General features: G+C 70.3%; 21 protein-coding genes. 10 read left to right on the top strand and 11 right to left on the bottom strand.

The genetic code is table 11. The annotated features are described in order from the left end of the window. Nucleotides 1-192: 192 nt before the first annotated feature. Together MRBLWH3_RS04400 and MRBLWH3_RS04405 are read left to right on the top strand one after the other, a co-directional pair. Nucleotides 193-687 carry a toxin-antitoxin system HicB family antitoxin gene (locus MRBLWH3_RS04400; RefSeq protein WP_363429064.1) on the top strand — a complete coding sequence of 165 codons (495 nt, stop codon included), beginning with the start codon at nt 193-195 and terminating at the stop codon, nt 685-687. Further along, on the top strand, nt 687-1,547 hold the full coding sequence (locus MRBLWH3_RS04405) for a DUF4097 family beta strand repeat-containing protein (protein WP_363429066.1): 861 nt from the start codon (nt 687-689) through the stop codon (nt 1,545-1,547). Before MRBLWH3_RS04400 ends, MRBLWH3_RS04405 begins: the two co-directional genes overlap by 1 nt. Nucleotides 1,548-1,639: 92 nt before the next feature. Here the strand turns inward: MRBLWH3_RS04405 and sufU are convergent, their stop codons facing one another. The 3 genes from sufU to MRBLWH3_RS04420 form a co-directional block, all read right to left on the bottom strand. Further along, nucleotides 1,640-2,092: a Fe-S cluster assembly sulfur transfer protein SufU gene (gene sufU / locus MRBLWH3_RS04410; protein ID WP_363429068.1), complete on the bottom strand. Its 453-nt coding sequence runs from the start codon at nt 2,090-2,092 to the stop codon at nt 1,640-1,642. Then, nucleotides 2,089-3,390: a SufS family cysteine desulfurase gene (locus tag MRBLWH3_RS04415; protein ID WP_363429070.1), complete on the bottom strand. Its 1,302-nt coding sequence runs from the start codon at nt 3,388-3,390 to the stop codon at nt 2,089-2,091. Before MRBLWH3_RS04415 ends, sufU begins: the two co-directional genes overlap by 4 nt. Before the next feature lie 91 nt (nt 3,391-3,481). After that, on the bottom strand, nt 3,482-5,608 hold the full coding sequence (locus tag MRBLWH3_RS04420; protein WP_363429072.1) for an APC family permease: 2,127 nt from the start codon (nt 5,606-5,608) through the stop codon (nt 3,482-3,484). Between the two features lie 95 nt (nt 5,609-5,703). Between MRBLWH3_RS04420 and MRBLWH3_RS04425 the strand changes: the two genes are divergently transcribed. The 3 genes from MRBLWH3_RS04425 to MRBLWH3_RS04435 all read left to right on the top strand — a co-directional run bounded on the left by MRBLWH3_RS04425 (nt 5,704) and on the right by MRBLWH3_RS04435 (nt 8,130). Next, nucleotides 5,704-6,804 (top strand): VanZ family protein, encoded by a 1,101-nt coding sequence (locus MRBLWH3_RS04425; RefSeq protein WP_363429074.1) that lies wholly within the window; start codon nt 5,704-5,706, stop codon nt 6,802-6,804. 145 nt (nt 6,805-6,949) lie between these two features. After that, nucleotides 6,950-7,654 (top strand): hemerythrin domain-containing protein, encoded by a 705-nt coding sequence (locus tag MRBLWH3_RS04430; RefSeq protein WP_363429076.1) that lies wholly within the window; start codon nt 6,950-6,952, stop codon nt 7,652-7,654. Between the two features lie 17 nt (nt 7,655-7,671). Next, nucleotides 7,672-8,130: an SRPBCC family protein gene (locus tag MRBLWH3_RS04435; protein ID WP_363429078.1), complete on the top strand. Its 459-nt coding sequence runs from the start codon at nt 7,672-7,674 to the stop codon at nt 8,128-8,130. Nucleotides 8,131-8,190: 60 nt separating this feature from the next. Here MRBLWH3_RS04435 and MRBLWH3_RS04440 read toward each other — a convergent pair whose 3' ends face one another. From MRBLWH3_RS04440 to MRBLWH3_RS04450, 3 genes are all read right to left on the bottom strand, one after another. Beyond that, the gene (locus tag MRBLWH3_RS04440) at nt 8,191-9,417 is read right to left on the bottom strand and encodes an amidohydrolase (RefSeq protein WP_363429080.1); all 1,227 of its coding nucleotides are present in this window, start codon (nt 9,415-9,417) and stop codon (nt 8,191-8,193) included. 107 nt (nt 9,418-9,524) lie between these two features. Next, complete coding sequence (locus MRBLWH3_RS04445) at nt 9,525-10,541, bottom strand: LacI family DNA-binding transcriptional regulator (RefSeq protein ID WP_363429082.1); 1,017 nt, start codon at nt 10,539-10,541, stop codon at nt 9,525-9,527. Between the two features lie 36 nt (nt 10,542-10,577). After that, nucleotides 10,578-12,284: a glycoside hydrolase family 13 protein gene (locus MRBLWH3_RS04450; RefSeq protein ID WP_363429084.1), complete on the bottom strand. Its 1,707-nt coding sequence runs from the start codon at nt 12,282-12,284 to the stop codon at nt 10,578-10,580. A 73-nt stretch (nt 12,285-12,357) separates the two neighbouring features. Here MRBLWH3_RS04450 and MRBLWH3_RS04455 point away from each other — a divergent pair, with 73 nt between their 5' ends. Further along, complete coding sequence (locus tag MRBLWH3_RS04455) at nt 12,358-12,876, top strand: adenine phosphoribosyltransferase (RefSeq protein ID WP_363429086.1); 519 nt, start codon at nt 12,358-12,360, stop codon at nt 12,874-12,876. A gap of 11 nt (nt 12,877-12,887) precedes the next feature. On the opposite strand, the gene MRBLWH3_RS04460 is transcribed toward MRBLWH3_RS04455, so the two are convergent. The 4 genes from MRBLWH3_RS04460 to MRBLWH3_RS04475 form a co-directional block, all read right to left on the bottom strand. After that, the gene (locus MRBLWH3_RS04460; RefSeq protein ID WP_363429088.1) at nt 12,888-13,469 is read right to left on the bottom strand and encodes a pyridoxamine 5'-phosphate oxidase family protein; all 582 of its coding nucleotides are present in this window, start codon (nt 13,467-13,469) and stop codon (nt 12,888-12,890) included. Nucleotides 13,470-13,930: 461 nt separating this feature from the next. Continuing rightward, a complete protein-coding gene (hpxO, locus tag MRBLWH3_RS04465) occupies nt 13,931-15,115 on the bottom strand; it encodes an FAD-dependent urate hydroxylase HpxO (protein ID WP_363435285.1) in 1,185 nt (394 codons plus the stop codon). Nucleotides 15,116-15,120: 5 nt separating this feature from the next. After that, on the bottom strand, nt 15,121-15,645 hold the full coding sequence (gene uraD, locus MRBLWH3_RS04470) for a 2-oxo-4-hydroxy-4-carboxy-5-ureidoimidazoline decarboxylase (protein WP_363429090.1): 525 nt from the start codon (nt 15,643-15,645) through the stop codon (nt 15,121-15,123). Nucleotides 15,646-15,757: 112 nt separating this feature from the next. Continuing rightward, nucleotides 15,758-16,372, bottom strand: coding sequence for a helix-turn-helix domain-containing protein (locus tag MRBLWH3_RS04475; RefSeq protein ID WP_363429092.1), 615 nt, complete (start codon nt 16,370-16,372; stop codon nt 15,758-15,760). Nucleotides 16,373-16,602: 230 nt separating this feature from the next. On the opposite strand from MRBLWH3_RS04475, the gene MRBLWH3_RS04480 reads away from it, so the two are divergent. The 3 genes from MRBLWH3_RS04480 to allB all read left to right on the top strand — a co-directional run bounded on the left by MRBLWH3_RS04480 (nt 16,603) and on the right by allB (nt 20,453). Further along, a complete protein-coding gene (locus MRBLWH3_RS04480) occupies nt 16,603-18,264 on the top strand; it encodes an NCS1 family nucleobase:cation symporter-1 (RefSeq protein ID WP_363429094.1) in 1,662 nt (553 codons plus the stop codon). Further along, nucleotides 18,261-18,974 carry an aspartate/glutamate racemase family protein gene (locus MRBLWH3_RS04485; RefSeq protein ID WP_363429096.1) on the top strand — a complete coding sequence of 238 codons (714 nt, stop codon included), beginning with the start codon at nt 18,261-18,263 and terminating at the stop codon, nt 18,972-18,974. The genes MRBLWH3_RS04480 and MRBLWH3_RS04485 overlap by 4 nt, the downstream gene beginning before the upstream one ends. 87 nt (nt 18,975-19,061) lie before the next feature. Continuing rightward, nucleotides 19,062-20,453, top strand: a complete 1,392-nt coding sequence (allB, locus tag MRBLWH3_RS04490; RefSeq protein WP_363435288.1) for an allantoinase AllB — start codon at nt 19,062-19,064, stop codon at nt 20,451-20,453. A gap of 37 nt (nt 20,454-20,490) precedes the next feature. Here the strand turns inward: allB and MRBLWH3_RS04495 are convergent, their stop codons facing one another. Next, a complete protein-coding gene (locus MRBLWH3_RS04495; protein WP_363429098.1) occupies nt 20,491-21,204 on the bottom strand; it encodes a FadR/GntR family transcriptional regulator in 714 nt (237 codons plus the stop codon). Nucleotides 21,205-21,499: 295 nt separating this feature from the next. On the opposite strand from MRBLWH3_RS04495, the gene MRBLWH3_RS04500 reads away from it, so the two are divergent. Beyond that, entirely contained in the window at nt 21,500-22,801 is a 1,302-nt protein-coding gene (locus tag MRBLWH3_RS04500; RefSeq protein WP_363429100.1) for a dicarboxylate/amino acid:cation symporter, read from the top strand. The last annotated feature ends 66 nt before the right edge of the window (nt 22,802-22,867 follow it).

Raw genomic sequence — 22,867 nt, forward strand, 5'->3', positions numbered from 1 at the left:
CTACGTCTCCCCCCGGGCCGACGGCCTGCGCCCTTCTCTGCTCGCCTGTCACGATGTGTCGCGTCGCCCGGCGGTTTGTGACAGGTGAGCAGGAGAGGGACGGATGCTGCGGTCCGGGCCGACGCTCACGGGTTGTGGACGCGATTCACGCGTGGCGTTGACATGACACCATGCTGATGTCACTCTGACGTCATGCAGATCGCCACGCATGTCCAGGAGCTTCAGCGGCAGCTCACGGCAGCTGCCGCCCCCGACACCGCCGAGGTCGCGGCGCGGATCGCGGCGGCGCTCGAACCCGCGGCGCGGCTCTCGATCCTCGAGGCGCTGTCCGAGGCGGCCGGTGAGATCACGCGGGAGCTCGCGCCCGGGTCGGTCGATCTGCGCCTGCGCGGACGGGAGGTCGACTTCGTCGTCGTCCGCCCCGAGCCGGACTCTGCCACCGAGGCGGCACCCCACCCGAGCGGTCCCGTCGCACTCGCGGGTGCAGCATCCGACGATCCTGACGACGCGACCGCGCGCACGACCCTGCGCCTGCCCGACTCGCTCAAGGCGCGCGCCGAGGCGGCGGCCGCCGCCGAGGGGCTCTCGCTCAACACGTGGCTCGTGCGCGCCGTCGCAGCCGCCGTCGAGCCCGCACCCCCGCCGGCGCGCGGCTCGAGCTCCGCGTACACGGGCTGGGTGCGCTGATGCCGACGTTCCCGGTGTCGGGCCCGGCGGCCGTGCGCATCGAGCTGCAGACGGGCCGCATCGACGTCGTCGCCGAGCGCCGTCGTGACCTCGCCGTCGACGTCGCGCCCGCGAATCCGCATCGCGCGGGCGACCGCAGCGCATCCGAGGCCGTCAGGGTGACGCAGGCGGGATCCGACCTGCGCATCGTCGGCCCGGTGCGGTTCAACCTCTTCGGCTCGGGCGACTCGGTCGACGTGTCGGTGCGCATCCCCACCGGGTCGGACGTCTCACTCGCGCTCAAGTACGGCTCGATCCGCGTCGCGGGCGTCGTCGGCACCGCGCGCATCGCGCTGGACTACGGCGACGCGACCCTCGAGCGCACCGGCCGCGCCGATCTGGGCCTCGGCCACGGCGAGCTGCGCGTCGAGCACGTGCGCGGTGACGCCGATGTGGACATCACGTCCGGCCGTGCACGCATCGGCATCGTCGACGGAGCCCTGCGCCTCAAGGGATCGGACGCCGGGATCGACGTCGGCTCGGTCTCGGGCGCGGCCGACATCGCGACGTCGAGCGGAGTCGTGCATCTGGGCGATCCCGGCCCGGCCCTCACGGTGCGCTCGGCCTACGGTCCGGTGCGCATCGGCGACCTCAACGGCGGCACGGCGCGGGTCGAGGCGTCATACGGGGCCGTCGACCTCGGCATCCGTTCAGGCACGGCCTGCTGGCTCGACGTGTCGAGCCGGCACGGTGTGGTGCGCAACGAGCTGGCCGCGGACGCCGGTCCCATCGAGGGGGAGGCATCGGTCGAGCTCTACGCCCGCGCCGGGTACGGCGACATCACGGTGCACCGCACGCATCCGGTCGCGGGCGGGGATTGAGGATCGTCCGGCCCGGGGTTCGCTCGCGGGCCGCGTTTCGACTCGCTCGTTCGTCGCTCGCTCAACGGCCGGGGGTCCGGCTACGCCGCTTCTTATGCGCGCGACGCGGCGTCCTCGAAGGCGACCCACGCGAGCATCGCGCACTTCACGCGCGCGGTGAACTTCGAGACGCCCGAGAGCGCCGCGGCGTCGCCGAACACCTCTTCGTCCAGGACGATCTCGCCACGCGAGCGCAGCGCCTCGCGGAAGCCTTCGATGAGAGCGGATGCCTCGGCCCGCGGCATCCGTTCCTCCTCTTCGATCAGCGCGGCGAGCATGGACGCCGACGCCTGCGAGATGGAGCAGCCGGCACCGTCCCACGTGACCTCGTCGACGGTCGTGCCGTCGTCGGACAGGCGCACGCGGAGGGTGATCTCGTCGCCGCAGATCGGGTTGCGCTGGTAAGAGGTGGCGACCCTGCCGTCCTCGGTGCCGAGACCCTTGCCGTGCGGGCGCTTGGAGTGGTCGAGGATGAGCTCCTGGTAGAGCGATTCGAGGCCGCTCATGCGCCGGCTCCGAAGAACGCGCGCACGCCCGACAGGGCGTCGAGGAACACATCGACGTCGTCTGCCGTGTTGTAGAGCTGAGTCGACGCGCGCACCGAGGCGGTGAGCCCGAACCGGCGGTGCAGCGGCTGGGCGCAGTGGTGCCCGACCCGCACGGCCACGCCTCGGGCGTCGAGGAACTGGCCGACGTCGTGCGCGTGCACGCCGTCGACGTCGAACGCCCACAGCCCGACGCGCTCGGCGCCCGGCGCGTCGCCGAGCAGGCGCACACCCGGGATCGAGCGCAGGCCCTCGCCCATGCGGGCCTCGAGCGCCTTCTCGTGCGCGTGCACGGCCCCCATGCCGACGCCGTCGAGGTAGCGCGCCGCGGCCGCGAGCCCGATCGCCTGCGACACCGGCTGCGTGCCGGCCTCGAAGCGCTGCGGCGGCGGCAGGTACGACGCCTCGTCGAGCGTGACGGTGGTGATCATCGAGCCGCCGGTGAGGAACGGCGGCAGGGCTTCGAGCACGTCGGCGCGGCCGTACAGGCCTCCGACGCCGTAGGGGCCGAGCATCTTGTGGCCCGAGAACACCGCGAGGTCGACGCCGAGCGCGGGGAGGTCGAGCGGCAGGTGCGGCGCGGATTGGCACGCGTCGAGCACCGTCACGGCGCCGACCGCCTGCGCGAGCGCGACGAGCTCGGCGACCGGGTTCACGATGCCCAGCACGTTCGAGACGTGCGTGAACGCGACGATGCGCGTGCGCTCGCCGATGACGTCGGCCGCAGCATCCGTGTCGAGCGTCCCGTCGTCGCGGACGGGGATGTGACGCAGCACCGCCCCAGTGCGGGCGGCCAGTTCCTGCCAGGGGATGAGGTTGGCGTGGTGCTCGGTCTCGGTGATGACGATCTCGTCGCCAGGCTCCAGGGTGAAGCGCGCGCTCGCGGGGGCGCCGCGGCCGACGCTCGCGTTGCCGATGGCATAAGCCACGAGGTTGAGGCCGGCAGTGGCGCCGCTGGTCCACACCAGCTGCTCGGGGCGCGCGCCGACGAAGCCGGCGACCGTGGCGCGGGCGTCTTCGAACAGCTCGGTGGCGTCGGCGGCGAGCGTGTGGGCCCCGCGGTGCACGGCCGAGTTCGCGCGCGTGAGGAAGTCGACCTCGGCGTCGATGACCGCCTGCGGTTTCTGGCTCGTCGCGCCCGAGTCGAGGTAGACCAGGCGCTCGCCGTTCACGCGCTGCCCGAGGATCGGGAAGTCGGCTCGGAGAGCGGCGGCGTCCAGGGACGCGGCCTGGGAGGGTGCGGGTGCGGGAGAGCTCACCCCTCAAGGCTACGCGGGATGCCGCGACCCCGGGCGGGCACGGCCGACAGGGATCGAGCGAGCGCGTTCGGGTTCGCGCCCGGTGCCGGCGTCAGGGCTTGGTCGTGATCGATGGCTCCGCGGCGTCCGCCTTCTCGGGTGGGCCCGCGGGCCGGATCGCGCGGCGGCCGACCCGATGCACCTCGGGGGCGGCGGCGCGTCCGGCGCGGTCATCGCCGGGCAGCGCGCGCGAGCGGCGGCCGTAGATGAGCTCCGACGAGTCCAGCAGCCAGGGCACGAGCGTGATCGAGACGCCGTGCACGAGCATGAGCTGCTGCGCGATGCGGCGGGCGCGCCGGTTGTGCAGGAGCGACTCCCACCAGTGGCCGACGATGTACTGCGGCAGGTAGACGGTGACCACCGCAGACCCGTGCTCCTCGCGGTACTTCTTCACGAACTCCGCGATGGGGCTCGCGTATATGCGGTACGGCGACTCGATGATCTTGAGCGGAATCGGCATGCGGTGCTCCCGCCATTCCGCCTCGAGGGCGGCCGCATCCTCCTTGGTCACGGAGACGTGCACCGCGAACGTCTTGTCGTGCTTGGCCGCGAGGGCGTAATCGACCGCCTTCACGACGGGCTTCTGCAGCTTGTTGACGAGGATGAGGGCGACGTCGCCCGTCGAGCCGAAGTGGATGTGGTCGTCCATCGCGATCTCGTGGTCGACGTCGCGGTAGTAGCGGTGCACGCCCACCATGAGGAACGACAGGATCGGGATCGCGAGGAAGACGAGCCATGCGCCATGCGTGAACTTCGTGATGGTCACGATGACGAGGACGGATGCCGTCATCGTCGCGCCGACCGAATTGATCACGAGCCCCTTGCGCAGCCCGAACAGTTCGGTGCGCGTCGAAGCGCTGCGGCGCGTGTCAGCCGGGAGCTCGCGGATGCCCCGGATCCCTCGGATCCAATGCCGGATCATGCCGATCTGCCCGATCGTGAACGAGACGAACACGCCGATGATGTACAGCTGGATCAGGTTCGTGAGGTTCGCCTGATAGACGATCAGCACGCCGATGGCGACGAGGCCCAGGATGATCATGCCGTTGGAGTACACCAGGCGGTCGCCGCGGGTGTTGAGCGCCTTCGGCGCGTAGCCGTCGCGCGCGAGCACCGAGCCGAGCAGGGGGAACCCGTTGAAGGCCGTGTTGGCTGCCAGCAGCAGCACCACCGCGGTCGCCCCCTGGATGATGAAGAACGGGATCGAGTTCATCCCGAACACCGCCGAAGACACCTGCGCCATGAGACTCGGCTGCGGGTTGGAGCAGTCGAAGCCGATGAGGTCACAAGGGTTCTCGGCGTAATGCACGCCGGAGACGAGTGCGATCGCCGTGAGCCCCGCGAACAGCAGGATCGCGATGCCGCCCATCATGGCGAGGGTGGACTGGGCGTTGCGCACCTTCGGCTGGCGGAACGCCTGCACGCCGTTCGAGACGGCCTCGACGCCGGTGAGGGCCGAGCAGCCGCTCGAGAACGCGCGCAGCACGAGCAGGATGACGGCGGCCTGCGTGAGGCTCTCCGTCTGCACCTCGTATTGGGCGCTGGAGGCGACGGGCGGGTTGCCGGTCACGATCTGGAAGAGGCCGACGACGATCATCACTCCGACCGACCCAATGAAGATGTAGGTGGGGATCGCGAAGGCGCTCGACGCCTCGCGCACCCCGCGCAGGTTGACGACGACGATGAGGATGACGAAGCCGACAGCCAGCTCGATGCGCCAGGGGTTGAGGCCGGGCAGCGCAGAGATGATGTTGTCGACGCCGGAAGCGATCGACACGGCGACCGTGAGCACGTAGTCGACGAGGAGCGCCGATGCCACGATCACGCCGGGGATCTCGCCGAGGTTCTTGCGGGCGACCTCGTAGTCGCCGCCGCCCGACGGGTAGGCCTTGATGAGCTGCCGGTAGCTGATCACCACGACGGTCAGCAGGACGATGACCGCGGCGGCGACCCACGGCGCGAACGCCAGGAACGCCAGGCCGCCGGTCAGCAGGATGAGAAGCAGCTCCTGCGGAGCGTACGCGACCGACGACAGCGCGTCGGAGGCGAAGATCGGCAGCGCCCTCTTCTTCGGAAGCAGATGCTCGTCGGAGTCGGTGGACGCGAGCGGGTCGCCCAGGATGAGGCGCTTGGCGATGGGCGTCTCATCCACCGACTGCTCGCGGCTTTCATTCGTCACGGCCCGTAACGCTACTCGTGAGAGGAACGTGAGGATGCATCCAGACGGCCATCCTCACGAAATCCATGCGCGTGCCTCCCTGGGACACTCGTAGCGTGGACGAGCAGATCATCCTGGGTGTGCTCGCGATCACCCTCGGGCTGGTCGTGGGGGTGGTGCTCTTCGTCCCCTTCGTCGCGCTCAGCTACCGTCGACGCGGCGGATTCGGCGTCGGGCGCTTCGTGATCTGGGGCGCCGCGCTCGTCTCCGTGATGGCGATCTGGACCTACACGCTGGTGCCCCTGCCCGACCCCGACACGATCGCGTGCGTGGGCGTGAACACCGATGTGACCGCGATCGCCGACGACCTGCGCGGGGCCCTGGTGCGTCGCGGGGGCGCGTTCGCGACCGATCCCGCCGTGCTGCAGCTGCTTCTCAACGTCCTCCTCTTCGTGCCGCTCGGCTTCTTCCTGCGGGTGCTGGGCGGCCGCGGCGTGATCACGGCGCTCGTCGCCGGCCTTGGGCTGTCGGGCTTCGTCGAGGTCAGCCAGCTCACCGGCGTCTGGGGCCTCTACCCCTGCGCCTACCGCGTGTTCGACGTCGACGACCTGCTCACGAACACCCTGGGTGCGGTGCTCGGATCGCTGCTCGCGCTCGCCGTGCCGCGGCGATACCGCGGGTCGCCCCGCCTGTCCGATGCGGACCAGCCACAGCCGGTGACCCGCGGCCGACGCCTGCTGGGCATGCTGTGCGACGGGCTCGCGGCCTGGGTGCTCGGCCTCGTGGTGGTCGTCGTGGTGCAGCTCGTGCTCTATCTGCTCGGTGCGGACGCCGCCGTCCGCGACGGATCGGCCGCGCGCCTGATCGGCTCTGCCGTGCCGATCATCGTGTGGCTCGTGGCGACGCTCGCGACCGGGGGCACGATCGGCGACCACACGGTACAGCTGCGCTTCACCGGCGGGCCGCTCCCGGTGGGGCTTGCGCGCTTCCTGCGCTTCATCGGCGGGATCGGCGGCTACCTCGTGCTCAACGCCCTGCCCGGGGCATGGACTTTCGTGGCCACGGTCTTCGCGGCCGTCTCGATCGTTCTGGTGCTCACGACCGATGGGCGTCGGGGCCTCCCGGGTCTCGCGTCGGGTCAGCGCCTCGCCGATGCGCGGGAGGGGGAGGAACCGGATGCCGCGCCCCCCGGCTCCGCCGCGCCCCCCGGTCGCTGACACCCGCGCCCCGACTGGCGGGGCCTTGGGGCGACGTGCGGTCCGGGAGTAGAATCCCGCTGATCACCGCCTGGGGTCGCCGAGGTCGACGAGCTGCGGGGATCGGGGGTGCGATATGGCTACCAGGCTGCCCTCCTCCGGAGCCATGCCGGAAGGGCAGGAACCCGGCTGTGACACGTCGGGCCTGATCCTCGTGCACAGGATCTTCCGCTGGCTGTACCGCGAGCTGCCGGAGCTCGTGCGCGGCGTGCCACCCGCCGACGTCGAACGTGCCGCGATCGTCGGCCGGTACGCCCACCTCGACTTCTACGCGCTGCACATGCACCACGAGACCGAGGACGCCGCGCTGTGGGACAAGCTCGTGTCGCGCGACCCCGGCTGCGCGCTGCACGTCGACCAGATGCGTGCGCAGCACGCCGAGGTCGCCGCGCAGCTCGCACGGATCGAGCCGCAGCTCGAGCCGTGGCTCCGCACGGCGGATGCCGCGCTGCGCGATGCGTTCGCGCTCGACATCGAGCATCTCCGCGACACCCTCGTGGCGCATCTGGGACAGGAAGAGGACGACATCATGCCGGTCGCCGGCGCCGTCCTCTCCCAGCAGGAGTGGGACTGGATGGAGGAGCACACGCGGGCCGAGCTGATGGCGCATCGGAAGGAGCTCGGCAAGGACATCATGTCGCTCCAGCTCGGGTTGCTGGTCGCCAGCGTGCCGGAGGGCGAGCGTGACGAGTGGATGCGCGCGAACATCCCCGCGCCGATCCGGCTCCTTTACGGGCTGCTGATGAAGCGGCAGTACGACAGGGCGATGCGGGAGCTCTACCCCGACGGCCCGGTTCCGGCGATGGTGTGACGGCCATGTGGAGACGCGTGACGCTGGACGTGCATCTCGACCACCCGCCCGCTCGCGTCTTCCGGTACTTCGCCGACCCCGGCACCTGGCATGAGTGGGCGCCCGCGGTCGAACTCCGCCGGCGCGTCGGCGACGGGCCGCCGAGCGTGGGCAGCCGCTGGACGGCGGTCGACCGCATCACCGGCCCCTTTCGCGTCCGCTTCGAAGACGTTCTCGAGGTCGTCGAGCCCGAGGTGCGGGTCGTGTGGCACTCCACCTCGCCGTGGAACTCGCGTGTCGAGTACGCGTGCGCACCCGAGGGCGGCGGCACCCGCGTGCTCGCCGATTACGGGGGCGACGTCGCGGGGTGGCTCAGACTCGTCGCGCTGCTGCCGACGTTCGTCCTCGCCCGCATCCTCATGCGCGACTTCCGCGGTCTCCAGCGGCTGCTCGATGCCGAGGACGCGCGCGCGAGGGCCGTCGCCGGGTCCGACTGACGCTGGCGGCGAGAAGGCCGGACGGAACGGATGCTGCGGCCCGCGGCATCCGTCCAGCGCCTACGCCGTCGGGGTCCCGAGGAACTCGCGCGCGGCGACCACGAGCGCGTCGACGCCGCGGCTCAGCGTGGGCTGGAGCACCGGGGCGAAGAACGGCGAGTGGTTGGTCGGGATGTCGCGCTCGACCGTGCCCGCCGCGAACGCCTCCGCGAACTTCCGCGGATCCACGCCGCCCCAGAACCAGAAGACCAGCGGCACGCCGGCCTCGCGGGCGAACCACGACACGTCCTCGCTGCCGGTGAACATGCCGGGGTCGATGACCGTCCCCTCGCCGAACGCCGCGTCGAACGCGAGGACCAGGCGTGCCGTCGCGTGCACATCGTTGATCGTCGGGGGGAGCGTGTGGTCGGTGACGATGACCGGCGGCTCCTCGGCGCCCGAGGCCTGGGCCTCGGCGCGCACGATGCGCTCGACCTTCTCGAGCACGCGGGAGCGGGCCTCGTCGTCGGGGTAGCGCAGGCTCAGCTCGAGCTTCGCCTCGGCAGGGATGATGTTGTTCTTGAGGCCCGCATGGATCGAGCCGACGGTCACGACCGCGACGTCGCGCGGGTCGACCTCGCGCGACACGATGGTCTGCAGGCGCATGACGGTGGCCGCGGCCATGACGACGGGGTCGATCGTCGCCTGCGGGCGCGAGCCGTGACCGCCGCGGCCGAGCAGGGTGACCGTGATGCCGTCGGACGCCGCCATCTGCGTGCCGCTGCGCACTCCGATGGTGCCCGCGGGGAGCGGGGTGACATGCTGGCCGAGCACGATGTCGGGCTTCGGGAAGCGGTCGAGCACGCCGTCCGCGATCATCGCCTGGGAGCCCGCGCCGTACTCCTCGGCGGGCTGGAAGACGGCGACGATGGTGCCCGACCACTCGTCCTTGGTGGCGACCAGGCGCTCGAGGGCGCCGAGGAGCGCCGTCACGTGCATGTCGTGCCCGCAGGCGTGCATCACCGGCACGTCGTTGCCGGCCGGGTCGGTGCCGCGCGCCGTGCTCGCGTACTCGAGGCCGGTCTGCTCGGGCACGGGCAGAGCGTCCATGTCGGCCCGCAACCACACCACAGGTCCCTCGCCGTTGCGGATGACCCCGGCGACGCCGGTCTTGCCGATCCCCTCCTCGAACTCGATGCCGAGCCCGGTCAGGTGCTGTGCGATCACCCCCGCCGTGCGGGTCTCCTGGAAGGACAGTTCCGGATGCCGGTGCAGATCGACGTAGATCGCTTCGAGGTCGAGGGTCATGCGGTCGAGCCTACGCGGCGACGATCGCTGCTCCCCTGTCACGATGTGTCGCCCCGCACGGCAGTTCGCGACAGGTGAGCAGGAAGAGGTGGGTCGAGGAGAGAGGACTACTGGGGGCGGGCGGTCGAGCCGCGCACGATGAGCTCGAACGGCAGCTCGCCGGGCCGGTGTGTCGGGATCTCGGCATCCGACGACTCCAGGGCTTCGAGGATCGCGGCGGCGGCGCGCTCGCCCTGGCCGAGCGGGAACTGGTCGACCGTGGTGAGGCGGAAGAACTCGCCGAGCTCGTGGCCGTCGATGCCGATGACCGAGAGGTCCTCGGGCACCCGGTAGCCGAGTTCGCGGGCGGCCAGCAACGCCCCGATCGCCATCTCGTCGGAGGCCGCGAAGATCGCCGTCGGCCGGCTGCCGGGTTTGCCCAGCAGCTGCTTCGCCGCGCGGAAGCCGCCCTCGATGGTGAAGTCGGCGGGTTCGAACAGGGACGGGCCGACCTCGATGCCGGCGTCGGTCAGCGCCTGCTCGAAGCCCTGCCGCCGCTGCGTGGGGATGTGGAAGTCGATGTCGAATTCGGGGCTCGCGCCGATGTGCGCGATCCGGCGATGGCCGAGCGCGAGCAGGTGTTCGGTGGCCAGGCGCGCGACGGCGACGTCGTCCACGGTCAGGGTCGTGAGCAGCGGGTTGGGCCCGCCGATCGCGATCACCGGCAGGTCGAGCTCCACGAGGCGCTCCGTCTCCTCCTGGCCGAGCGCGAGCGAGATCGCGATGACCCCGTCCACGCGCTGGCGCCTGAGGAACGTGTCGAACACATCATGGCGCTCGGCCCGGTCGGCGGTGAGGCTGTAGAGCGTGATGTCGTACCCGCGGCGCATCAGCGCCGACGCGATGCCGCTCAGCACGGTGGAGAAGAACCACCGGTCGAGGAAGGGCACCAGCACGCCGATGTTGCGCGTGCGCCCCGAGGCCAGGCTCGAGGCCGATGCCGACACCACGTAGCCGAGGCTCTTGGCCGCCTCCTCGACCTTCGCCTTCGCTCCGGCCGAGACATGGCCGCGCCCGCTCAGTGCGCGCGAGACGGTCGCCGTCGAGACGCCCGCCGCGCGCGCGACCTCGTCAATGCTGACCACGTCGTCACCGTACCTTCTCGTCGCTCGGCGCGGGTGTCAGGCGGTCTCGAGCCAGACCGTCGTGTCGCCCGGGAGCTCCCCGTCGGCGAGCGGACCGCTCGACGCGATCACGATACCGTCCGCAAGAGCGATCGGTGTGGATCCGGTGTTCGCGATGACCGTGACATCCCCGTTGCGGAATGCCACAGCATCCGTTCCGTATCCGTCGATCCACTCCAGCGGGCCCACACCCAGCGACCGTGCACGGCGCTCGGCGAGCAGTGCACGGTACAGCTCGAGCGTGGAGCCCTCGACACCTTTCTGCGTGTCGCGCGCGAGCGTGGCCCACTCGGCGGGCTGGGGCAGCCACGACGCACCGGTGCTGTTGAAGCCGTAGGCCGGGGCATCCGCGTTCCACGGGATCGGCACGCGGCAGCCGTCGCGGCCGTAGCGCTCACCGTTGGTGCGGAACCACGTCGGGTCCTGGCGGGCGTCGCCGGGGATGTGGATGACCTCGGGCAGGCCGAGTTCTTCGCCCTGGTACAGGTACGCCGAGCCGGGAAGGGCCAGCATCAGCGTCGTGGCCGCGCGGGCGCGTGCCAGTCCCACCTCGGGGATCGGCTGGCCGGGGGAGTCGGGGCCGATGCCGTGACCCTGCGGGTTCTCGGCCGTCAGCGCGAGTCGCGACGCGTGGCGCACCACGTCGTGGTTCGACAGCACCCAGGTCGAAGGCGCGCCGACGCTCGGGAACGCGTGCAGCGAGACCGCGATGACCTCACGGAGGTCGGCGGCGTTCCACTCGGTCGACAGATACGGGAAGTTGAAGGCCTGGTGCATCTCGTCGGGGCGCACCCACTGCGCGGTGCGCTCCGCGGTCGGCAGCCACGCCTCGGCGGCGAGGGCGCGGTGGCCGTCGTACTCCTCGAGGATCTTGCGCCAGTCGCGGTAGACCTCGTGCACGGCGTCCTGTCCCCAGTACGGCACGTTCGCCTCTTCGCCGCCCATCGAGCCGGCCTCGGGGTTCGGGATGTAGTCCGGAAGCCCGTCCGCCTTGACGAGGCCGTGAGCGACATCGACGCGGAAGCCGTCGACCCCGCGGTCGAGCCAGAAGCGCAGGATGCGGCGGAACTCCTCGCGCACCTCCTCATTCGACCAGTCGAAATCGGGCTGGGACGAGTCGAAGAGGTGCAGGTACCACTGGCCGGGCTGGCCGTCGGCCTCGACGACGCGAGTCCATGCCGGGCCGCCGAAGACGGACTCCCAGTTGTTCGGAGGGAGCTCGCCGTTCTTGCCCTTGCCGTCGCGGAACATGTACCGCGCCCGCTCGGCGCTGTGGGGAGCTGAGGCGAGCGCCTGCCGGAACCATTCATGCTGGTCGGACGAGTGGTTCGGGACGAGATCGACGATGACACGGATGCTGCGCTCATGCGCCGCGGCGAGCATGTCGTCGAAGTCGGCCAGCGTACCGAACAGCGGGTCGACGTCGCAGTAGTCGCTGACGTCGTAGCCGGCGTCCTTCTGGGGCGAGCGCTGGAACGGGCTCAGCCAGATGGCGTCTATGCCGAGGTGCGCGAGGTCGTCGAGGTGCGAGGTGATGCCGGGGAGGTCGCCGATGCCGTCGCCCGAGGCGTCCGCGAAGGAGCGCGGGTAGATCTGGTAGATGACGGCGGTGCGCCACCACTCTGCCCCGCCCTCTTCCGTGGCGCTGCCGGGGAGGGGGGCGAGGAACGCGTCTGTGCGCTCGACGGTCTCTGCGGAAGTCATCCGGCCAGCATAATGCAAGCGCTTACACCGTTTCGTCATCAAGACGCGAAGAGGCCGGGCGTAGGGTGGGCGGGTGCTGTCCGAAGCCCTCACGCGCGCCGAGTCCCTCATCCGCACGATCCCCGACTACCCGGAACCGGGCGTCCAGTTCCGTGACATCACGCCTCTGCTGGCGGATGCCTCGGCCCTGCGCACCGTCATCCACGCGATGATCGCCCCGTTCGAGGGATCGTTCGACGTCGTCGCCGGGGTCGAGGCGCGCGGGTTCCTGCTCGCGGGCGCCGTGGCGATGGAGGCCGGCGTGGGCCTGGTGCCGATCCGCAAGGCGGGCAAGCTGCCTCTGCCCGCGGCATCCGTCACCTACTCGCTCGAGTACGGCACAGCCACGATCGAGGCGCACGACGACATCGCGGGCGGCGCCCGGGTGCTGCTCGTCGACGACGTGCTCGCCACCGGCGGCACACTCGTGGCGGCGCACGAACTCGTCGAGACGCTGGGCGGGGTCGTGGTGGGCACGGCGGTGCTGATGGAGCTGACGGCCCTCAGCGGCCGCGAGGTCGTCGGCGACGTGCACACGGTCTTCACCGCCTGAGCGGCGCCGCATCAGAGATCCGGTCCCTCATCGGGCACGACCGGGTTCGGGCCGGTGCGCGGCACGAAGTGCGGGATCGGCTCGGGCCGTTCCCCGCGCACCGGATGTGCCCGCTCCGGCGGCGGGGTCGTCGCCTCCGGCTCGAATGCGATCACACGGTCGGCGTGACCGGCGTCGACGGGGAACCGTCTGCCCGTGATGGTGTTGACGACCACCTTGATGACGAAGAGCTTGAGGGTCGGGCTCCACGACGCGAGCCGGCGGACGCCGCTGTCTCGGAGCTCGTCCTCGCGGGTCGCCCGCTCCGCCACCCCTCGGATGACGACGCTCCAGTACGCGTCGCCGATCTGCCCGTCGACCTCGAACGCCACCGCTGGATGGTGGGCGATGTGAAGCAGCTTCGGGTCGCGCGCGGTGCGGATGAACAGCGCCCCCTCATGGGCCAGGTGATTCACCGGGAAGATGTCGGGAGCGCCGTCGGCATTGATCACCGCGAGGCGACCGAGCCGAGCCTGCTGCACGTACTCCCAGCACGTCGATGCGGGGAGGTGTTCCACTCCGGGTGTCCGGTCTGCCGGGGGAGAATCGTTCATCCGCATCACCGTCCTCACCTTCGGGTGTACCTCAGTGCGACGAAGATGTGAAGAGCCCACCGGTCACGCACCCCCGGGAGAACCGATCGACCTCCCGACCGGAAGAACGACGGAGGCGTCTCGGGGCATTGCGGTCCTGTTTCCCAACGTGAATTCCCGGCGACGACTTCGTCGACTCCCTGGCGCCAGCCCGGAGGCGCTTCTATCGTCGATCCACCGCGACGGAGCGCACACGTGCGAGTCGGATCCGCAAAGCCACGGAGCAGGCGCACCCGGAAGAGCGGGTGTCGCGCATCCGCGGACCTGCCAGTGTTCGACGAGGAGGCGGAGGCAGTGCGCGAGCGCCCTCTGCCGGAGGACGGCGGCGGGCACCCCGGAGACCGGATACCGGGGCCCCGTCGCCGTGAAGACGAGCCGCCGCGAGGGCACCGACGGCACCGCGGTTCCGAGGTCACCGGGCGTCAGATCACACCGGCGCCGAGGTTGATCGGGCTGCCCTCGATGTTGCCGACGATCCCGCGGATGATGCCGGCGCCGTCGGCGCCGCGCAGGCTCGCGTACCAGGCGGCCGTAGCGGCGGGGTCATAGCCGTGGGTCTCGTCGCCGCGCTTGCGCGCGCGCAGCACGAGTTCCCCGGCACGCTCGGTGCGGCTGCGTTCGTAGCGTCGGAGGGTGTCCTCGACGCTCACCGTGTTGGTCGCCACCGCGATGGCGAGGGCGAAGGTGTCTTCCAGCGCCGAGCAGGCACCCTGCCCGATGTCGGGCGCGGTGTTGTGTGCGGCGTCGCCGAGGATCGCGACGCGGCCGCGCGCCCACGTGTGGAACGGGTCGATATCCCAGATCTCGACGCGGTTGAGCGAGACCGTCGGATCGATGGCCCCGAGGAGCGCCTGCACCCCGGGCGCCCAGTCCCCGAACGCCTCGACGAGGGGTGCGACGCCGTCGCCGCGCTCATACGGCAGGCCGGCCGGCTGCGGCACGTCGAACCAGAAGTAGAAGCGGTCGCCCTCGACGGGCATGACGGCGGCGCGCTTGCCCTCGGCGACGTAGGTGGTCCACTGGTCGGCGGGGCCGATGCGCCGGTCGCTGGGGATGAGCCCGTTGAAATTCGTGTACCCCGAGTAGGTGCGCTCGATGCGGGGGGCGTCGTCACCGTCGCGGCTGACGTAATCGCGCGTGATCGAGCGGGCGCCGTCGGCGCCGATGAGCATGTCGGCGGTGTCGGTCGAGCCGTCGGCGAAGGTCGCGGTGACGGTGTGGCCGTCGTCCGAGACGGCGACCATCCGCATCCCGAGACGGATGCGGTCCACGCCGAACGTGCGCATCAGCAGCGTCTGCAGATCGGCGCGCGCCACCGGGTACGGACGCTGGCCGGTCTGCTGTGTCACGGGCTCGAGACTGAAGCGGCACAGCTGCTCGCCGGTGTGCCCATCGACGTACGCCATATGGTCCATACGGCCGCCGAGCGCGGCGACCTCGCGGCCGAGGCCGAGCCAGTTGAGCACCTTCACGCCGTTCGACCACAGCGACAACGCGGCGCCGACCGGCTTGTTCTCGCGCATCCTGTCGTAGATCACGACCTCGTGGCCCAGTCGCCTGAGCGCGATCCCCGCGCTCGTGCCACCGATCCCGGCCCCGATGATCATGATCTTCACGATGCAGCTCCTTCGTCCTGGTGACCGTCGTGGATCGCTGCGCGAAGCCGGAGGAGGGCGATCTCGGCGAGCTGGCCCGTCGCCTCGGCGGCCTCGGTCTCGTCGTCACCCCGGAGGCGGCGCTCGAGTGCGGCGAGCATCTCCTCGGGAGACCGGCCCGCCGCGCGGATGAGGAAGACCCGCCCGAACCGCGCCTCATAGGCGGCGTTGCCCGCGGCGATCCGAGCGGTGACGTCGGCGCCGGCATCCGTCATCGATGCCTGTTCGCGGCGGGATGCCGCAGCCTCTTCGCCCTCGCTCGCGAGCTTCTCGCCGATGCGGGGATGGTGCGCGAGAGCGGCGTCGAGGTCGGCGCGCGTCCACCCGGCGGCGAGCTCGGCGGCGCGGGCGGCGAGCGCGCCGACCGAGCCGTACGGCCGATCCGCGACGAGGGTATCGACCCATGCGGGAATCGCGGCCCACACAGCGACGAGCGCGTAGGCGGACTCCGTGTCCAGCTCGTCGAACTCTTCGATTCTCACGTCGATCGATCCCCTCGTCCCGGACGCTACCGGTGTGCCGTTCGGTGGGGATTTCCGCGTTGTGACGAGCGTGTGACCGTCGCCCGGCCAGGCACCGGAGTGGGTCCCGCGGTCAGCGGTCGGGGTGCACGATGAGCCACTGAGCCACGGCGGGTTCCGTACCGGTGTTGTGGATGCGGTGCGGGCGCGAGCACGGGTAGCTGATCGAGTCGCCCGGACGAAGGACCACGCGCTCGTCGTCGAAGTCGATGGTCAACTCGCCCGAGATCATGTTGCCGACCTCGTACCCGTCGTGACGGAACAGCTCGGTATCGGGATGCGCGGTGCCGCCGGGCGGATAGACGGACTCGAACAGGTCGACGCCGGGCGTCGGGCCGGGTGACAGCCGCCGGAACGCGACGCCGCTGTCGAGCGTCACGCTCGAGGAGTGGGCGGCACGCTGGAGCGCGAACCCGGCGACGGTCGTGTCGGCCTCGGCGGCACCTCCGGCACGGGCGTCGAAGACCGCGGCCAGCGGCACGCCCAGGGCGTCGGTGATGGCGATCAGCCGCGACACGCTGGGCTGCAGCACACCTCGCTCGATCTGCGAGACCGCGCTCGGCGAGATGCTCAGCGCGTCGGCGAGCGACCGCGCCGACATCCCGCGCTGCAGGCGCAGGTCGCGCAGGCGCGCGCCCACTCCGGCCTGGGTGGCGGCGTCGAGGACGGCCTCGCGGTCGAGCGTCATGCGTGAATCCTAGCCATCCGCGCCTGGCCGGCGGCCCCGGCTGTCGGACGGGGAACCTTCGCGGCCGTGAAGTGTCAACTTCACAAACGCGTTACAGGGCGGAAACCCGAAGGGAAACGTGAAGCAATAGCTTCACTAGCAGCACCACCAGGCCGCGGACTCCACGTCGTGGTCCTCGCTCACCGTGATGCGGGGCATCCGTCCCCGCTGGGAACCTGGAAGGTACGCGCATGACCCCCACCCCCGAGCAGGCAGCCGCCGCTCCACCCACCGCCCCGCAGGACATCGTCGAAGCCGCCGGCCACCCGGTCGGCTCGGGCAACATGAAGCCGGAGTACGACCCGCGCCTCGCCAATGAGGACCTCGCGCCGCTGCGCACGCAGAAATGGTCGTGGTACAACATCTTCGCGTTCTGGATGTCGGACGTGCACTCGGTCGGAGGTTACGTCACTGCGGGCTCCCTCTTCGCGCTGGGCATCGCGGCGTGGCAGGTGCTCGTGGCCCTGGTCGTCGGCATCGTCATCGTGCAGGTCTTCACGAACCTCGTCGCCAAGCCGAGCCAGAAGACGGGCGTGCCCTACCCGGTCGTGAACCGCGCGATCTTCGGCATCAAGGGCGCCAACATCCCGGCGATCATCCGCGGCATCATCGCGATCGCCTGGTACGGCGTGCAGACGTTCCTCGCGGCCGAGTCGCTGAACATCATCTTCCTGAAGTTCGTGCCAGGCTCCGAGGCGCTCCTCGAGGTCGGGTTCCTCGGCCTCTCGGCGCTCGGGTGGATCTCGTACACCATCCTCTGGATCGCCCAAGTGGCGCTCTTCTGGAACGGCATGGAGGTCATCCGCCGGTTCATCGACTGGGCCGGTCCCGCGGTGTACGTCGTGATGATCATCCTCGCGGTGTACCTGGTCTCGGAGGCGGGCTGGGAGAACATCAACCTCAACCTGTCGGACCCGGATGCCGCCCCCACCGACTTCTGGGGCACGATCGGCCTCATGGCCATGGCGGTGAGCATCGTCGTCGCCTACTTCTCGGGCCCGATGCTGAACTTCGGCGACTTCGCCCGCTACGGCAAGTCGTTCCGCCAGGTCAAGCGCGGCAACTTCTGGGGTCTGCCGGTGAACTTCCTCTTCTTCTCGATCCTGACGGTCATCACGGCTGCGGCGACGGTCCCCGTGTTCGGGGAGCTCATCGTCGATCCGATCCACACGGTCGAGGCGATCGGGACGCCGTTCGCGATCCTGCTCGGCGGGCTCACGTTCGTCACCGCGACCGTCGGCATCAACATCGTGGCGAACTTCATCTCGCCGGCATTCGACTTCTCCAACGTCGCACCGCAGAAGATCTCGTGGCGCATGGGCGGAATGATCGCCGCGGTCGGCTCGGTGTTCCTGATGCCGTGGAACTGGTATTCGAACGCGGATGCGATCCACTACTCGCTGGGGGTGCTGGCCGCGCTCATCGGCCCGCTGTTCGGGCTGCTCATCGCCGGCTACTACATCGCGGCGCGACAGCGGATCAAGACCGACGCGATGTTCACGATGGACGAGAGCGGTCCGTACTGGTACCGGAAGGGCTACAACCCCAACGCCCTGAAGACGCTGCTGGCCGCCGGCATCCCCACGGTGCTCATCGCGATCTTCCCGAAGCTGTTCGCGGACCTCGGCCTCTTCGACGTCGCCTGGATCAGCAACTACACGTGGTTCATCGGGTGCGGGCTGGGGTACTTCCTGTTCGTGCTCTTCGAGCGCCTCGACCCGCGGGTGCCGACCTTCGAGGGGGAGACCGACGGGATCTCCGACGGCACGACCGACGGCGCGGCGGCGACGGCCGCGTCGGAGCCGCCCGCGGTCTCGTCCGAGATCCCCGTGGTCGCCGAGGACAAGGCGTGAGGATCACCCTCGTCAACCCCAACACCTCCCGGGCGATGACCGCGAAGATCGCGGCCGCCGCCCGGGAGGTCGCGGGGCCCGAGGTCGAGGTCGTCGCCGTCTGCCCCGACGAGGGGCGGGGGGCGATCGAGAGCCACGTCGACGAGGCGTTCGCCGCCGTCGCGGTGGTCGAGCTGATTGAACGCGACCTCGCGGACGGGGGCAGCGACGCGTACGTCATCGCATGCTTCGGCGACCCGGGGCTCGATGCGGCGCGCGAACTGACGGAGGCCCCGGTGGTCGGCATCGCGGAGGCCGCGATGCACGTCGCATCGATCTCGGGGCGCCACTTCGGCGTCGTGACCACACTGGCGCGCACGCTCGGGCGTGCCCGCGACCTGGTGTCGCGGTACGGGATGACGCGGGCCTGCGTCTCTCTGGGCGCGTCGGGCATTCCCGTGCTCGACCTCGAGGACACCACTTCCGAGTCCTTCGAGGTGATCGCCGGACGGTGTCTGGAGGCCGTGGAGCGGGACGGAGCCGACGCGATCGTGCTCGGCTGTGCAGGAATGGCCGACCTGTGCCATGCTCTGGCCGGCCGGGTGGGCGTGCCGGTGGTGGACGGGGTGGCCGCCGCCGTCGGAATCGCTGCGGGCATGGCGCGGATGGCCGTCGGCACGAGCAAGCGCGACGAGTACGCCCCGCCGCCTCATCGCGGCCTGCTGGTGTGACGGTTCATGTCGCCGTAATGACAGGGCATTCCACGGGGACCATCTTCGCGGGATGCTGTGAGGCAGAGCCCGAGGAGGTCACACGTGATGCAGCTGGGGATCCGCGGCGATAAGAGCGGCCGCATCCAGGCCTCGCGGGCGTGGATCGACGGCGCCTTCCACCCGGCCGACATCGTGTTCGAGCACGGGGTGGTGACCGCGATCGAGTCGCCCGCGGCATTCGTGCGGGGCGCGGCGATCGTGCCCGACGACGCCGTGCTGCTTCCCGGGCTCGTCGACTCCCACGTTCACGTCAACGAGCCGGGGCGCACCGAGTGGGAGGGGTTCCGGTCGGCGACCCTCGCGGCGGCGGCCGGCGGCGTGACGACGATCGTCGACATGCCGCTGAACTCCGTGCCTCCCACGACGACGCCCGAGGCCCTCACGGTGAAACGGGCCGCGGCGAAGCCGGCGGCCTACGTCGACGTGGGGTTCTGGGGCGGCGCGGTGCCCGGGAACCTCGGCCGGCTGGGCCCGCTGCACGCGGCGGGCGTGTACGGCTTCAAGTGCTTCCTGTCGCCGTCCGGGGTCGACGAGTTCGGCCACCTCGACCGGTCGCAGCTCGCGGCGGCGATGGAGGAGATCGCCGCGCTCGGCTCGCGCCTCATCGTGCACGCCGAAGACCCCGCCCTGCTCCACGAGCATGCCGCACTCGGGCGGGGGTACGCGGCGTTCCTGGCGTCGCGGCCCCCCGCGAGCGAGGCGTCCGCCATCGACGCCGTCATCGCCGAGGCGCGCCGCACGGGTGCGCGGGCGCACATCCTGCACCTCAGCGACGCGCGCTCGCTCCCCGCGATCCGTGCAGCCAAGGCCGACGGGATCGCGCTCACGGTCGAGACCTGCCCGCACTACCTCACGATCGCCGCCGAGGAGATCCCCGACGGTGCGGCCGAGTTCAAGTGCTGCCCGCCGATCCGCGAGGCCTCCAATCGCGACCTGCTCTGGTCGGGCGTCGTCGACGGGACGATCGACGCGATCGTCAGCGACCATTCGCCGTCGACGGTCGATCTCAAGCGCTCCGGGGACGGCGACTTCGGCCTGGCGTGGGGGGGCATCGCGGGCCTCCAGGTCGGATTGTCAGCTGTGTGGACCGAAGCGCGGAGCCGCGGCATCCCGTTCGAGACGATCCTGCCGCTGTACACGACGGGGCCGGCCGCGGTGGCCGGGCTCGACGATGTCGGCGTGCTCGAGGTCGGGGCGCCGGCGCACTTCACGGCCTTCGGACTGGACGACCCGTTCGAGATCCGTGCAGAAGAGCTGCTCCACAAGAACCCGATCACCGCGTACGACCGGCGGCTGCTCACCGGACGCGTGCGCCGCACCTGGCTGCACGGGCGATCGATCTACGACGTCACCGAAGGCGGCGCGGGAGCGGCGCCCCAGTTCCGCGGGCGACCGCGCGGGCGGCTGCTGAGCGCGGCAGTGCACACCGTCGCGTGACGTCGCTTGCTGCACGCGGGGCGCGGACCGCCGGCACTCATGCGCCGGAGTCGCGGGCCTCTTCGATGACCTCGGCGATCTCGTCCAGGTGCACACGCATCGCGGCCTCGGCGGCGTCGCCGTCGCGCGCCTGGAGGGCGCGCAGTATCCGCGTGTGCCCGGCATAGGAGAGCTGCCGACCGTGATCCTCCAGGTGCGAGTACACCCGCGCTTCCACGGTCCATGCCACGGTCAGTTCGCTGAGGGAGGCCAGCAGCGCGTTCCGCGTGGCGCGCGCGACCGCCACATGGAACGCCACGTCGAGGCGGACCGACTCGTCCGCGTCGCGGGTCGTCGCCGACTGCTGCAGCAGGCTCGTCAGGGCGTCGAGCTCGTCGGCCTCGATCCGCCCCGCCGCCAGCCGCGCGATCTGCGGTTCGACGACGATGCGCAGCTCGGCGGAATCGTGGAACTGCGCGGCATCGTGTTCGAGGTGCGCGGTGAAGGTCGCCATCAGCGGCAGGCTCGTCGACACCCTCGTGCCACGACCCTGCTGTCGGTCGAGCAGTCCGAGCAGCTCCAGGCGCAGCAGTGCCTCCCGGAGCGCATTCCGAGACACGCCGAGCTCCACGGCGAGGGAACGCTCGGGAGCGAGCCGCTCACCCGGCGCGAGAACGCCGGTGACGATCAGCCGCTGCAGGTGGCGCACGACGTCATCGGCGACCGAACCGCCCTGCCGGGCGAAGGGAGCCGGTTGGCGGCGGTCGGTCACGGTCGCCCTCCCAGCAGGCCACGAACGGCGGGCAGAGTGCGATGCCCCGGTCGTCTCTCAGTGTGGCATGCGCGTGCGTCTCCGATGACCCGACCCACTCCACGGTCAATGGGTAGGACCAATCCGCCGGCCGGTCGAAGACCGCTTGCGTATCGAGCAGGTTTCGAGGAGTCGGCCTCATGTAAAAACCCCGTTACGGTCCTACCAATTCATGCAATCGGCGCCGCCAGAGTCTCTAGCGTGATCATGTCCCGGCGTCCGATCGTTGGTCGGCGCCCCGCGAACGGAGGCACACATGAAGAAGACTCTGAAGCACCCGGCGTTCCAGATCGGCGTCGCCGCAATCCTCGGCGTCGTCTTCGGCCTGATCGTGGGCGAGTGGGCAGCCAATCTCAAGTTCATCGGCGACCTGTTCATCCGGCTCATCCAGATGGCCATCGTGCCGCTGGTCATGTCGTCGGTCATCGTCGCGACGGGCTCGATGACCGGGTCGGGCATGGGGAAGCTGGCCTTCCGCACGTTCAAGTGGATGATCGGGTTCTCGATCGTGGCCGCGATCATCGCGTGGGTGATCAGCGTCCTGATCCAGCCCGGCGCGGGAATCGACTTCTCCGGTGCGGTGGATCCGACGCTGGAGGACGCCGCCGGCGAGACCGCCGGCTGGCAGGACACCGTGCTCAACTTCGTCTCGACGAACATCTTCGCGGCCATGTCGACGGCGACCATGGTTCCGATCATCATCTTCTCGCTGCTGTTCGGCGTCGCCCTGAACGCCTACATCTCGAAGACGGGCAACCGGCTGGTTCTCGAGTTCTTCGAATCGATCCAGCAGGTCGTGCTGACGATGATCCGCTTCGTGATGCTGATCGCACCCATCGGCGTGTTCTGCCTGCTGGCGAATCTCGCCGGCACCGTCGGGTTCGCCGTCATCACGAGCGCCCTGAAGTACCTCGGGTCGACGCTCGTCGGCGTGCTGATCCTCTTCGCCCTCTTCGTCCTGGTCGTGTGGCTGCGCACCGGCCTCAACCCGGCGCGGCTTCCCAGCAAGCTCGCCGATCAGACCCTGATCGCCATCACCACGACCAGCTCGGCCGTCACCTTCCCGACCGTGCTGCGATCCGCTGTCGAGAAGGTCGGGGTGAGTCAGGCCGTCGCGAACTTCACGCTCTCGGTCGGCCTCACCATGGGCTCGTACGGCGCCGTGCTCAACTACATGATCGTCGTGATGTTCCTCGCGCAGTCGGGCGGCATGACACTCGACTTCGGGACGATCGTTCTCGGCATGGCGCTCGCCATCCTCCTCAACATGGGCACCATCACCGTCCCCGGCGGCTTCCCCGTCGTCGCGATGTTCCTCGCGACCTCGCTCGGCCTGCCCTTCGAGGCGGTGGGGCTCCTCATCGCGGTCGACTGGTTCGCCGGAATCTTCCGCACTTTCCTCAACGTCAACGGCGACACCTTCGTCGCCATGCTCGTGGCGAACGCCAGCAACGAGATCGACCGCGACGTCTACAACGGCACCAAGACCGTCACGACCGACGCCGTCGACCTCGAAGCGCTGAACGCGCAGTTCGAGAAGGCGGATGCTGCCGACTGATGCGTCCGAGATCCGCAGTCCCCGGCGCGCGCGCGGTGCCGCGGGCGGCTGAAGATGCCTTTGCGG

Origin of the sequence: Microbacterium sp. LWH3-1.2 (assembly GCF_040675855.1) — a bacterium.
Taxonomy (GTDB): domain Bacteria; phylum Actinomycetota; class Actinomycetes; order Actinomycetales; family Microbacteriaceae; genus Microbacterium.